This window comes from Parabacteroides chinchillae (assembly GCF_900108035.1).
Lineage (GTDB): Bacteria > Bacteroidota > Bacteroidia > Bacteroidales > Tannerellaceae > Parabacteroides > Parabacteroides chinchillae.
Window position 1 is genome coordinate 174786 of sequence record NZ_FNVS01000008.1, and the last position, 12944, is coordinate 187729.

The following is a 12944-nucleotide window of genomic DNA, read 5'->3' on the forward strand; positions in this document are numbered from 1 at the left end:
CATTACTTTTGTTGCAAAGATTGCAAGGATGAAGAAATGTCTTATCTTTTTGTTGATGATGCTTTTTGCCTTTTCATCTGTCGCTACGGAACGCAAGAAAGTCGGTCTTGTTTTAGGCGGTGGCGGAGCAAAAGGGGTTGCCCATATAGGAGTGCTGAAAGTACTTGAAGAAGCAGGCATACCTATAGATTATATTGCGGGTACGAGTATGGGAGCTATTGTAGGCGGCTTATATTCCATAGGGTATGCTCCGGCTGAGATAGATAGCATGGTGGGCTCGTTGGACTGGCAAATGCTTTTGAGTGATAAAGTGCAGCGTAGCAATCTTTCCTTTCCTGAAAAAGAAAACTCTGAACGTTATATCATATCTATCCCTTTTGGCAAGGAGAAGAAAGACCGTTTTATGAGCGGGGTGATAAAAGGACAGAATTTGCAGAACCTTTTTTCCAGCTTGACAATAGGTTACCATGATTCGGTGGACTTTAATTCCTTTCATATACCGTTTGCCTGTGTGGCATTGGATATTGTAGACGGTAAAGAGAAGGTATTCCATGAAGGAAGTCTGCCTACTTCGATGCGTGCCAGCATGGCGATACCAGCCGTATTTACTCCCGTACGTTTGGATAGTATGGTATTGGTAGATGGCGGTCTTTGTAATAATTATCCGGCTGATGTTGCCCGTGCAATGGGTGCTGATATCATTATCGGGGTAGATTTGGGTACCAGCGACCTGAAAGATATAGATGGCATAAATACGCCCAGCGACGTAGTGGGGCAAATTGTAGCTCTGTACGGATATGATAAATATAAAAACAATAAGGATAGTACAGAGTTCCTGATTCGCCCGAACACAGTTCCATATAATTCTGCCAGTTTTAGCGTATCCGCTTTAGATACATTGATAAACCGCGGTGAAATTGCTACCCGTAAACGGTGGGATGAGCTGATTGCCCTGAAACAACAAATCGGATTGATTGATTCTACAGGCCTGCAAGTTGCTGATGTTCCTGTGTACCGGGATAGTGTGCATACTTATCCGGTTTCTCCGAATGATACGCTTGTTATCCGCCACATTCGTTTTGAAGGTATTGATCCGAGGGATGAGAAATGGTTGACGGGCATAACACGCCTGAAGGAAAACAGTACTATAACAATGAAACAATTGCAACAGGCGATGAATATCCTTGTTGGGACAAATGCGTATTCTAGCGTAAGTTATAAACTGACGGGGGAAAAACAGGATAATCTGATATTTACCGTTCAGGAAAAATCTATTAGTTCTATAAATGTAGGGCTTCGTTTTGATACGGAAGAAATAGTGGCTGTTTTGTTGAATGCTACACTTGACTATCGTACCCGCTATCACTCTAAGCTGGCTTTTACGGGGCGGGTTGGAAAGAAAACGTATGTTAAGTTAGACTATGCAATACAAAGATCTCCTCTCCGGAATTTTGACCTTTCGTATAAATTTACTTATCAGGATTTGGATATATATAACAGAGGCGATAAAATATTCAATACCACTTACCGGCATCATCTGGCCGAATTTAGTTATACGGATGTAAACTGGCTGAATTTTAAGTTTCAGGCAGGCCTTCGCTATGAATATTTTGATTATAATTCCTTGCTTTATACGGCCGATGATCAACGGTTTGATATTAAACCTGCAGGTTTTGTAAGCTACTTTGCTCTGGCTCATTTGGAAACGTTGGACCGTCGGTATTTTCCAAATAAAGGTGTTTCTTTGCAAGCCGATTATTCAATCTATACAGATAATTTTGTAAGTTATAAAGGGCATGTCCCGTTTCAGGCTTTGGGGTATCAGTTTCAGGCAGTTTTACCGTTAACATCTCATTTTAGTTTAATACCTTCTCTTTATGGAAGAGTGCTGATAGGGCGCAATATTGCTTATCCTTTCATGAATGCTGTCGGAGGAGAAATGCCTGACCGCTATTTACCGCAGCAATTGCCGTTTGCCGGTTTGAATCATGTAGAGATATTTGATAATACGGTTACTTTTGCACGGTTGCACTTCCGGCAGCGTATCGGACAGAATAACTATATCTCTTTCATTGCAAACTATGGAATGACCGATAATAACTTTTTTAATCTTTTTAAAGGCGAACATGTTTTCGGAGGTAGTCTGGGATATGCGTATAATAGTTTTGCGGGTCCTTTAAGTGCCAATTTCGGAATGTCTAACCGAAATCATAATGTGCAATTTTATATGAACCTGGGATATTATTTCTGATTTTGTTCTACATTTGTATTCTGTCAATCATTTATTTAAACGAAGCGAGCGTATGAATACAGAGATATTGCAGTTTCTTGAGGAACTTAAACAGAATAATAACCGTGCATGGTTTCAGGATAATAAAGAACGTTATGATGCCTTACGCCAAGGTTTTATTGATGAGGTGCAAGAGTTGATCGGACGTATTTCATTGTTCGATCCGGAGGTTGCAGGGCTGGAGGCTAAAGATTGTTTATTCCGCATATACCGTGATATCCGTTTCTCGCCGGATAAAACTCCTTATAAAATACATTTTGCGGCGTATATAGCCCAAGGGGGGCGTTCCAGTGAACGGAGTGGATATTACATTCATCTTGAACCAGGAAACTGTATGTTGTCGGGAGGCGTATGGTGCCCTCCACCCGCTTTGCTGAAGAAATTGCGTCAGGATATATATGACCATATTGAAGAATTTGCAGCTATTCTGGAAGATCCTGTTTTTAAAACGACTTTTCCGGTATTGGAGGGCGAAATGTTGAAACGCATGCCAGCCGGTTATCCGGCAAATTCTCCCTACGATTATATTTTGAAGCATAAGGATTTTAGTGTGGTAGCCGTGAAGCCGGATTCTTTTTTCTGCAAGAAAGGTTGGATTGAACAGGCTGTTGACTGCTATAAGCTGCTTTTACCTTTTAACCGTTTCCTTAATTATACGGTAGACGACTATCAGGGACGTATCTGATAGACTATATATTTCTTTTTTTGAAATCATCCCGATCATTTTTAGAAATCACCTTGATGTTTTTTGAAAATGATCGGGATGATTTTTTGTAACATTTTATTGGAAAGGGAGGCTGTAATAACTACTGTTTTTGTATTTCGAAAAATATTTATCGAAAAACGATAAAAAATATTTGGTGGAATAAAAAATAATATATTCATTTGCATATCGAAAAACGATAAAAATTGATTGTAAAACAAAATATATTATGAAACAATTTTTCAAAATGATGTTCGCCTCCACATTAGGAGTGCTAGTTGCAGCAGGTATTTTTTCTGTTTGTTCCATATTCTTTATTATGGGAATTCTTGCCAGTGCCGAAGGTTCGTCGGAATATATGCCTGAAAAGAACACTGTGTTCAAGCTTTCTTTGAAAGGAACTTTGTCCGACCAAGCGGTTAAAAATCCTTTTGATGAGATTATGGGTGAAACAAATAGCCGGATGTCCCTGGTTGATATAACAAAAGCAATTCGTTGTGCAAAAACGAATGATAATATAAAAGGTATCTATTTGGAAGTTGATGGCCTATCCGGTGGTTTTGCGGGCTTTGAAGCTATCCAGAGAGAACTTAAAGATTTTAAGGAAAGCGGTAAATTTATTGTGGCTTATGGAGACTTCTATACGCAGGGTTGCTACTATTTGGCCAGTGTTGCCGATTCTGTTTATTTGAATCCTCTGGGTGCTGTAAGTTTGACCGGGCTTGTATATCAGGGAATTTTCTTTACCGGACTGGAAGAAAAACTAGGCATAGAACCTCTTATTTTTAAAGTGGGAACTTATAAAAGTTATACAGAGCCTTATGTGTTAAAGAAGTTCAGCGAAGCCAACCGGGAGCAAATAACTTCTTTTTTGGGAAGTGTCTGGGGAAATATGACATCGGTTATTGAAAAGAACCGTAATATACCGGCTGCAAAATTGGAGCAGTTCTTGAATGAAGGCCTTGCATTGGGCAGTGCCGGAAAAGCGGTAGATTATAAACTGGTAGATGCGTTACTCTATCGAAATGATGTTGAGAATATTGTAAAGAAAATGGCCGGACAAGATGTAAAAGGTAAGCTGAAAGTTGCTGGAGTGGATAAAATGGCATCTATAAAAGTGAAAGAAAAGGAAAGTAAGAATAAAATTGCTATCTATTATGCAGAAGGAGAGATTACAATGGAAGAACCTTCCTCTCCATGGGATGCTGACGCAAAGGTAATTACTGAAAATATGGCAAAACAAATTCGTAAATTAAAAGATAAAGATGACGTGAAGGCTGTTGTGTTGCGTGTAAACTCTCCGGGAGGGAATGCTTTCGTTGCCGAGCAAATATGGAAAGCAATAACGGAATTGAAAGCTGTTAAGCCGGTGGTTGTTTCAATGGGTGATTATGCTGCTTCCGGGGGATATTATATTTCAGCTCCGGCAAGTAAGATTATAGCCGAGCGTACTACCTTGACCGGTTCTATCGGCGTATTTGGTATTTTGCCGAATTTGGCAGGCACGTTCGAGAAGATCGGTTTAACTACGGATGTGGTAAAAACAAATACTTATGCAGACTTGGGTGATATGAGTCGTCCGATGCGTGAAGATGAAAAGGCTTTGATTCAAAATAGTGTGGAACGTACATATGACCTATTTATCACTCGGTGTGCCGAAGGACGTGGAATGACGAAAGCCCGGATTGATTCAATTGGACAGGGACGCGTATGGACAGGAGAACAAGCAAAAGGTATTGGCCTTGTCGATGAATTAGGTGGAATAGAAGATGCGGTTAAACAGGCAGCTTCTTTGGCTGAAATTACAGATTATACCGTAACGGTAGCCGATGCTCCGAAAGATTTCATTACCAAATTTATGGAAAAGAAATTGGATGAAGCGAAAGTTTCTGTGGTGAAGAATCTGATGGGAGAAGATTTTGAAACGTTCCGCCTTGTTCAAAAAGCGAAGACTCAACGTGGTATCATGGCTCGCATGCCATTTGACAAAGTAGGTTTATAATCAAGATTAAGGCCATAAGTTATGAAAAAGCAATTAAATATTATCTGTATACTGATATTCGTTTGTCTGGGACTGTCTCTGATACCCAATGTATATATGATAGGAGATTCCTTTGTTCAAGGGTTTAAGCATGGATATTCACAGTCGAAGGAAGCCTCTCTGCATCTGGAAAAACCGCAGATATTAATGCCTTTGGAATTAAGCTTATGGCCTGAGTCGGTAGCAATTGCCCCGGATACAATCTTGAACCAGAAAAGCGGTGAACGCTTTCCGGTGCAACATATCCATAATATCGTATGGGTAGATCAGGCTAAGTCCGATACAACCACTACTCGCGGTTTGTTATCTATCATTCGTTTGATTGCTATCCTGTATGCTATAATCCAGTTCTATAAATTAATAAATGCAATAAACCATCAGGTTATTTTTGAGTGGGTGAATGTGAAAAAGTTGAATAAGATCGGAGTAGCCTTGCTCCTCTCATATGTGATGACCATGTTGTTTGTCGGATTAAACTATCTGTTTGCAAAAAGCCTGATTGAAATTCCTGGATATCATTTTAATTATTGGTGCGAATTGAATACTGTTAATTTGATATTAGGGTTGATTGCTTTGCTGGTAGGACGCGTTTTTGCTATGGGGATAACATTACGCGAAGAGCAGGATCTTACAGTTTAACGGGGGGATAGATATGGCTATAGTAGTGAATTTAGATGTGATGATGGCAAAACGAAAAATCTCGTTAGGCGAATTGGCTGAACGTATTGACATTACTCCTGCTAATTTATCTATACTAAAAACAGGGAAGGCGAAAGCGATACGCTTTTCTACACTTGAGGCAATATGTAAGGAGTTAAACTGTCAGCCGGCAGATATACTGGAATACAAAGAAGAAGAATAAGTCTCTTATTTTTTATTAATCATAAACACATTGAAAAAGGCGCGAATAACACAAGACGTGAGTCCCTGTTATTAGTGCCTTTTTCATTTTAAATCAATTATTTTATTATCTTCTCGAGTTCTGCAAGGTTTTTAGCTACATCTTCGTCTGTAACTTCATAGTTTGTTAAGTCTCCTGCCAAATATTGGTCGTAGGCGGCCATATCGATTAATCCGTGGCCCGATAGATTAAATAGGATCGTACGGGGCTTTCCTTCTATCTTTGCCTGTTCTGCTTCCTGGATTGCTGCAGCAATAGCGTGAGAAGATTCCGGAGCAGGGATGATGCCTTCACATTGTGCAAATAATGTGGCGGCTTTGAATGTATCCAATTGTTTTATATCAACAGCATCCATTAGCTTATCTTTCATCAACTGGCTTACGATGGAACCGGCACCATGGTAGCGTAAACCACCGGCATGTATGTTGGCAGGTGCAAAATTATGACCTAATGTGAACATAGGTAATAGTGGTGTATAACCAGCTTCATCGCCAAAATCGTATTGGAATTGTCCGCGCGTTAATTTAGGGCATGATGCAGGTTCAGCGGCAATAACACGTACGTCTTTTCCCTCTGTAAGTTTATGACGTAAAAATGGGAATGTGATACCCGAAAAGTTAGATCCTCCACCAAAACAGCCAATAACGACATCCGGATATTCTCCCGCCATTTCCATCTGTTTTTCGGCTTCCAGCCCGATTACGGTTTGGTGCAACATTACGTGGTTTAATACACTGCCTAATGCATATTTACAATTTGGTGTTTGCATGGCCAGTTCAACCGCTTCCGAGATAGCAGTTCCCAAACTACCCTGGTAATTAGGGTGGTCGGTTAATATTTTGCGGCCGGCCTTTGTGCTCATACTTGGCGAAGCAATAACCTGGGCACCGAATGTCTGCATGATAGAACGGCGATATGGCTTTTGATGATAGCTTACCTTAACCATGTAGACAGCCAATTCTAACCCAAAGGCTTTGGCTGCGTATGAAAGGGCTGCTCCCCATTGACCGGCACCTGTTTCTGTAGTGATGTTGGTAACGCCTTCTTTTTTACAATAATAGGCTTGTGCAAGGGCCGAATTTAATTTGTGTGATCCAATCGGACTGACGCTTTCATTCTTAAAATAGATGTGAGCTGGTGTGTCCAGCATCTTTTCCAGTCCGGTTGCACGTACTAGAGGAGTAGGGCGCCATACTTTATATAATTCACGTACTTCTTCCGGGATTTCAATCCAGGCGTCCGTCGTATTCATTTCCTGATGTGAAACAGCTTTTGAGAACAAAGGATATAAGTCTTCTTCTTTCATCGGTTGTTTGGTCTGGGGATTCAAAAGAGGAAGCGGTTTGGTCTTCATATCGGCAACAATATTGTACCATGAAGTAGGTATATCCTGTTCTTGTAGTAGAAATTTTTTAGTACTCATAATTCTTTATGTAGTTTACATTATTAATCATATTAGCCTAAAAGGCTTACAACTTGGAAGCAAAGGAACAAATAAAATTTCATTCTTCAAATTGAATAAACAAAAATATGTACCTTTGCACCCTGATTATTACAAAAATAACAAACTAAGAATATGAAACGAGTAGCATTAGTGCTGGTGGCTATTATTACTTTATTTCCAGTATATGCACAACGGAAAAACTTTACTTATAAGTTTTATGGCTTTGTTCGTGGCGATCTGTTTTATAATACGCGTGCTAATATGGCTCCTGTGGATGGAAATTTTTATTTGTATCCTCTCGACAAAAATCCGGATGCGAATGGAGAAGATCTGAATGCTACGCCTAATGGTAGTTTCTATACCTTTACCTCCCGATTGGGCATTGATGTTACAGGGCCGAATATAGGTACTGCTAAAACAAGTGCTAAGTTGGAAACTGATTTTGGCGGGTTTTCGGGCAGTACTACTATGTTGCGAATCCGTCAGGCTTATGTAAATCTGGATTGGGGGAAATCTTCTGTTTTAATCGGACAAACCTGGCATCCTTTATTCGGAGCGGTTATGCCGGATATTCTTAATCTTTCAACAGGGGCACCTTTCCAGCCGTTCAACCGTCAACCACAAATACGGTATCAATATAATGTAAAGGGATGGAAACTGACAGCTTCTGCTTTGTGGCAATTACAATATCTTTCCAGTGGTCCTAAAGGAATGAGCGAAGATTATATAAAAAATAGCTGCGTGCCGGAGTTTTATGTGGGTGCAGATTATGTATCGCATGGCTGGTTGATGGGAGCGGGTGTTCATTTGATTTCTTTAAAACCACGCACTTCTTCCGAATGGCAAGACAAAACCTATAAAGTAAATGAAAGAATGACAGCATTGTCTTATGAGGCTCATTTTAAATATACAGGAAAAAATTATACTTTTGCGGCGAAAAGCCTGATGGCTGCTTGTTTAGATCATACGGCTTTACTGGGAGGATATGGAGTAAGTTCAATTAATCCGGAGAACGGGGAGCAGGAATATACACCTTTTCGCCATTCTACCACTTGGATAAACTTTACATATGGCAAAAAGTGGAAACCGGCTTTGTTTGTTGGCTATACGAAGAATATGGGAACCGGGAAGTCATTGGTTGAACCAACAAAGGTGTATGGTATGGGATTGAATATAGATCAGTTACTTTCTGCTAATGTGAACCTGTCTTATAATTTACCGCATTGGCAGATTGGGTTGGAATACTGTCCTAGCATTGCCTGGTATGGTTCAAATGATCCTGGTACTGGTAAAGTGAAAGATACCCATTCTGTTACCAACCATCGTATCCTGGGGTTGGTGATGTATTATTTTTAAGATGATTATTTATTAAGTACGAATGAAATATTTTTTACTTCTTTGGGCGAGTTGGTTGACTGTGTTCATTGGATATGCTCAAAAGAAAAACTTTTCTTACAAATTTTACGGACAAGTCCGTGGTGATTTATTTTATAATTCGCGTGCCAATGCGGAGATTGTGGATGGATTATTTCATTTATATCCTAAAGATGTTTCTTTAGATGCTGATGGAAATGATTTGAACGCAACGCCTAACGGCAGTTTTTACTTGCTTTATTCCCGGTTAGGTATTGATATTACAGGACCAAATATTGGTAGTGCAGCAACTTCTGTTAAGGTGGAAGGAGACTTCCGCGGTTCGGGAAGCAACTGGGCTATGTTGCGTATTCGTCATGCTTATGTGAATCTGGACTGGAAAAAATCGGCTGTGTTGATCGGACAAACCTGGCATCCGCTTTTTGGTGAAGTATATCCTCAGATGTTGAATCTTTCTACAGGTGCCCCTTTCCAGCCTTTCAACCGGGCTCCTCAAATACGTTATCGGTATAAAAATAAATATTGGCAATTAACGGGAGCTGCAATGTGGCAGTTACAATATTTGTCTACCGGGCCTAACGGAAAGAGTGAGGAATATATAAAGAATAGTTGTGTTCCGGAGATTTACCTCGGTGTTGATTATAGGAAGCCTACTTGGATGGCTGGCGTTGGAATGGAAATCCTTTCTTTGGTTCCGCGTACGCAAAGTGAAGTTGATGGGAAAGTCTATAAAGTGAAGGAGCGTGTGACTTCTGTTTCGGGAGAAGCTCATGCGAAATTTCAGGATGGAAATTGGACTGTTATGGCAAAGACTCTGCTGGCTTCTAATCTTGCTCAGACTTGTATGTTGGGAGGCTATGGTGTTACTGCTATTGATCCTCGTACAGGCGAACAGGAATATTCTCCTTATTTGTATTCGACAACGTGGTTGAATATTGTATATGGAAAGGAATGGCGACCAGGACTGTTTTTAGGTTATTTGAAAAATCTGGGAGCAGGTAAAGCTATTCTTGGCAAAACCTATGGTGTTGGTTTGGATGTAGATCAGGTATTTACTGCAAATGTCCAGTTGTCATATAATTTACCTCATTGGAAGCTTGGTGTCGAGTACAGTCCCTCTCTTGCTTGGTATGGGAACGTGGATTGGCAGGATGGCGGAACGATTCATGATACCCATTCGGTAACTAATCATCGTGTGTTGGGCGTTGCAATCTTTATGTTCTGATGAAAGTTCAGGATTGTTTTCTATATAACTTCCTATATTCGGCGGGTGACATGGATTTATATTTCCGGAATATCCTCGATACATTTTTGTAATCATCAAAGCCAACCTGAATAGCAGCATCCGGCAAATGCAGGTTTGTTGTCAATAGCAGTTTGGTGAAATGATTAATTCTATGGTCAAGGACACATTGGTATATGGAAGTGCCAATTTGATCTTTAAATTTCTTTTCTAAAATTCTTCTGGACAGAGGAACCAGATTTACCAGATCAGAAACAGATATCTTATTATTATAATTGTTGGTGATATAATCCAATACTATTTTTACGTGAGGATCTGATACTGCATATTTGTCTGTTGAAGCTCTGTTTTCAATATATAAAGGTCTAACTACTATATTGAAAGCTTCTTTTTGTTCATTTTTTATATACTGATCCAATAGTTTGGCTGCCTGGTATCCGCCGTTTTCTACATCAAGAACTATAGAAGACAGTGTAGGTGTTGATAAATTACATAACAGAGTATCATTGTCTACCCCTAAAATGGCAATATCATCGGGTATGGAGATGTTGTATATGTTGCATGTTTCTGATATTTGTAAGGCATAGAAATCGTCACAAGCGAAAAGGGCGGTGGGTTTAGGCAAAGCTTCTAACCATTTACCCATGTCTTCGGTGTTATATAGCCATTCTTTATTATCCGGATTTTTGTTTTCAAGCATGTTGCATGTATAGCCATGTTTTTCAATCCTTTCTTTGTACCCTAAAGCTCTTTCTCTAGACCAGATTGCATTTTTATATCCATAATATGCAAAATGGCGGAATCCTTTTCCTAGAAAGAAATCGGCGGCTAAAACTCCTGTTTCATAATAATCCCCTGTAAGGTTAGAAATATTTTTGTTCCTATGGCGGTAATTCTGTACTATAATAGGAATATCCAGGCTTCTGAACAAATCTATATTTACATCACGAAGTTGTGCAATGATGGCATCTGCCTTCCATCGTTTAGCGAAATCTACAACCCCGTTTTCACCATTCATCATAAGATAATATAGCGGCATGCGTATAAAAGACCAAGGTCCTACTTCTCTGGAGTAACGTATAATACCTTCAAGTAACCTGCGGCTGTATCCGCTGGAGAAGTCTGTTAGTACAAGTATTTTTAGCATATTTCCCGATGATTATTAGTAGTAGATTAAATTGGTGCTAATTTACTATGTATAATAAGAAATATGATCAAATTTACCTCAAAAACAATCTGAATAATTGTTTAATTTCTGTAACCAAGTCTCATTATACAGGGAATGATCGTTTCTTTGATGTGTCAATGAATGTTGACGTTTTTTGAGAATAGTAAGGCGTCATTTGAGTTTTGTTTTAATTCAAATAAGAGTTCCTTTGTATTGCTTGTTAAGATTAAGTTTATCTACTATAAAAATAGAACCATGAGTACACGACGTGAATTTTTGAAAAAAGCAGCACTGGGTGCTTCCGCTCTTTCTTTTGGCGGAATACTGGAGGGTGTGAGTGCTAGAAGTTATTCCAATATCAAAGGAGCAAATGAAAAAATAAGAGTAGCAGCAATAGGTGTTAATTCCCGTGGCGGAGCTTTAGCTGCAAATTTTGCGAAGCAAAAAGGCTGTGAAATAACTTATATTTGTGATGTTGACAGTCGTGCTATTGCTAAATGTTCGGATGCTATTGCAAAAATACAGGAGCGTAAACCAAAAATTGAGAAAGATCTGAGAAAGGTTATCGAATCCAAAGACGTAGATGCCGTTATAATAGCAACACCGGATCATTGGCATGCCCCTGGAGCGTTGATGGCAATGCAGGCTGGCAAAGATGTATATCTGGAAAAACCTTGTAGCTATTGTCCGGAAGAAGGCGAGATGCTTATTAGAGGAAAAGAAAAGTATAACCGGGTGTTGCAAATGGGTAACCAAAGACGTTCATGGCCTAATGTGCAAGAAGGTATTCAGGCATTGAAAGAGGGCATTATAGGTAATGTGCATTTTGGTAAAGCCTGGTATACAAATAACCGTCCTTCCATTGGCATTGGCAAAGAGGTGCCTGTCCCGGAATGGCTTGATTGGGATTTATGGCAAGGTCCGGCTCCCCGTGTGGCCTATAAAGATAATGTTGTTCATTATAACTGGCACTGGTTTTGGAGATGGGGAACTTCCGAATCGTTGAATAACGGTACGCATATGATTGACTTATTGCGTTGGGGTATGGATCTTGATTACCCGACAATGGTTAATTCTGCAGGAGGACGTTATTTCTTTAATGATGACTGGGAAACTCCGGATACTCAGATTATAAATCTTGAGTTTGGCGGTAAAAAATCGATGACATGGGAAGGCCGTAGTTGTAATGGAAGAACAATTGAAGGAAGTAGTGTTGGCGTTATGTTCTATGGAGACAAAGGTAGCTTGCTGATCACGGGAAGTGATGGTTACCGGATTTTCGATATGGACAATAAGGTGATAAAACAACAATACAGCAAACTGGAGATCGACCCTCGTAACCTGATGAATCCGGCTGAAAGTTTGGATGCTTTACATATAAATAACTTTTTTGATGGTATCAGAAAAGGTGCTGTTCTAAATTCGGATATTGTTTCGGGACATAAGAGTACATTGTTAATGCAAATCGGAAATATATCCCAGCGCGTAGGACGTTCTCTTAATATAGATTCTGCTAATGGCCGTATTATTCAGGATGCGGATGCTATGAAATATTGGAGTCGTGATTACGAACCGGGATGGGAAATGAAATTATAATCCGGAAAAAGAAAACCATATCATTTCAAATAATAATTTAAACCATGAATACTCAAAATTTATCTCGTAGAGAGTTTCTAAAAAATGTAGGTACAATCGGCGGTAGCGGCCTATTGTTGTCTTCATTGCCTCAGTTGCATCTCTTCGCTCAGGAAAGAGCGAAGCAGGTGAAGGGTCAAAAGGC

Annotated in this window: 11 protein-coding genes; 9 read left to right on the forward strand and 2 right to left on the reverse strand. The window is 39.7% G+C overall.

Features of this window, described 5'->3' with window-relative positions:
* The first annotated feature begins 28 nt into the window (after positions 1-28).
* From C4S38_RS08370 to C4S38_RS08390, 5 genes are all read left to right on the forward strand, one after another.
* Complete coding sequence (locus C4S38_RS08370) at positions 29-2251, forward strand: patatin-like phospholipase family protein (RefSeq protein WP_103983348.1); 2223 nt, start codon at positions 29-31, stop codon at positions 2249-2251.
* Between the two features lie 52 nt (positions 2252-2303).
* Entirely contained in the window at positions 2304-2975 is a 672-nt protein-coding gene (locus tag C4S38_RS08375) for a DUF2461 domain-containing protein (RefSeq protein ID WP_103983349.1), read from the forward strand.
* Positions 2976-3222: 247 nt separating this feature from the next.
* Positions 3223-4995 carry a signal peptide peptidase SppA gene (gene sppA, locus C4S38_RS08380; RefSeq protein ID WP_103983350.1) on the forward strand — a complete coding sequence of 591 codons (1773 nt, stop codon included), beginning with the start codon at positions 3223-3225 and terminating at the stop codon, positions 4993-4995.
* 21 nt (positions 4996-5016) lie between these two features.
* On the forward strand, positions 5017-5673 hold the full coding sequence (locus tag C4S38_RS08385) for a DUF2975 domain-containing protein (protein ID WP_103983351.1): 657 nt from the start codon (positions 5017-5019) through the stop codon (positions 5671-5673).
* A 13-nt stretch (positions 5674-5686) separates the two neighbouring features.
* Positions 5687-5896 (forward strand): helix-turn-helix domain-containing protein, encoded by a 210-nt coding sequence (locus C4S38_RS08390; protein ID WP_099463805.1) that lies wholly within the window; start codon positions 5687-5689, stop codon positions 5894-5896.
* 97 nt (positions 5897-5993) lie between these two features.
* Here the strand turns inward: C4S38_RS08390 and C4S38_RS08395 are convergent, their stop codons facing one another.
* Positions 5994-7358: a TrpB-like pyridoxal phosphate-dependent enzyme gene (locus tag C4S38_RS08395; RefSeq protein WP_099463804.1), complete on the reverse strand. Its 1365-nt coding sequence runs from the start codon at positions 7356-7358 to the stop codon at positions 5994-5996.
* Positions 7359-7511: 153 nt separating this feature from the next.
* Between C4S38_RS08395 and C4S38_RS08400 the strand changes: the two genes are divergently transcribed.
* The gene (locus C4S38_RS08400; protein WP_103983352.1) at positions 7512-8735 is read left to right on the forward strand and encodes a DcaP family trimeric outer membrane transporter; all 1224 of its coding nucleotides are present in this window, start codon (positions 7512-7514) and stop codon (positions 8733-8735) included.
* Positions 8736-8757: 22 nt separating this feature from the next.
* Complete coding sequence (locus tag C4S38_RS08405; RefSeq protein WP_103983353.1) at positions 8758-9978, forward strand: hypothetical protein; 1221 nt, start codon at positions 8758-8760, stop codon at positions 9976-9978.
* 7 nt (positions 9979-9985) lie between these two features.
* Here the strand turns inward: C4S38_RS08405 and C4S38_RS08410 are convergent, their stop codons facing one another.
* On the reverse strand, positions 9986-11143 hold the full coding sequence (locus tag C4S38_RS08410; RefSeq protein WP_103983354.1) for an AraC family transcriptional regulator: 1158 nt from the start codon (positions 11141-11143) through the stop codon (positions 9986-9988).
* Positions 11144-11419: 276 nt separating this feature from the next.
* Between C4S38_RS08410 and C4S38_RS08415 the strand changes: the two genes are divergently transcribed.
* Both C4S38_RS08415 and C4S38_RS08420 read left to right on the forward strand, forming a co-directional pair.
* Positions 11420-12760, forward strand: a complete 1341-nt coding sequence (locus C4S38_RS08415; protein ID WP_099463800.1) for a Gfo/Idh/MocA family protein — start codon at positions 11420-11422, stop codon at positions 12758-12760.
* 44 nt (positions 12761-12804) lie between these two features.
* The coding region (locus C4S38_RS08420) for a twin-arginine translocation signal domain-containing protein (RefSeq protein ID WP_146059468.1) at positions 12805-12944 on the forward strand (140 nt) is incomplete at its 3' end.

Bases quoted from the DNA above. Each gene is read 5' to 3' on its own strand.
- C4S38_RS08415 (WP_099463800.1), top strand. From the start codon at position 11,420: ATGAGTACACGACGTGAATTTTTGAAAAAAGCAGCACTGGGTGCTTCC.
- C4S38_RS08410 (WP_103983354.1), bottom strand. From the start codon at position 11,143: ATGCTAAAAATACTTGTACTAACAGACTTCTCCAGCGGATACAGCCGC.
- C4S38_RS08370 (WP_103983348.1), top strand. From the start codon at position 29: ATGAAGAAATGTCTTATCTTTTTGTTGATGATGCTTTTTGCCTTTTCA.
- sppA (WP_103983350.1), top strand. From the start codon at position 3,223: ATGAAACAATTTTTCAAAATGATGTTCGCCTCCACATTAGGAGTGCTA.
- C4S38_RS08385 (WP_103983351.1), top strand. From the start codon at position 5,017: ATGAAAAAGCAATTAAATATTATCTGTATACTGATATTCGTTTGTCTG.
- C4S38_RS08400 (WP_103983352.1), top strand. From the start codon at position 7,512: ATGAAACGAGTAGCATTAGTGCTGGTGGCTATTATTACTTTATTTCCA.
- C4S38_RS08405 (WP_103983353.1), top strand. From the start codon at position 8,758: ATGAAATATTTTTTACTTCTTTGGGCGAGTTGGTTGACTGTGTTCATT.
- C4S38_RS08390 (WP_099463805.1), top strand. From the start codon at position 5,687: ATGGCTATAGTAGTGAATTTAGATGTGATGATGGCAAAACGAAAAATC.
- C4S38_RS08395 (WP_099463804.1), bottom strand. From the start codon at position 7,358: ATGAGTACTAAAAAATTTCTACTACAAGAACAGGATATACCTACTTCA.
- C4S38_RS08375 (WP_103983349.1), top strand. From the start codon at position 2,304: ATGAATACAGAGATATTGCAGTTTCTTGAGGAACTTAAACAGAATAAT.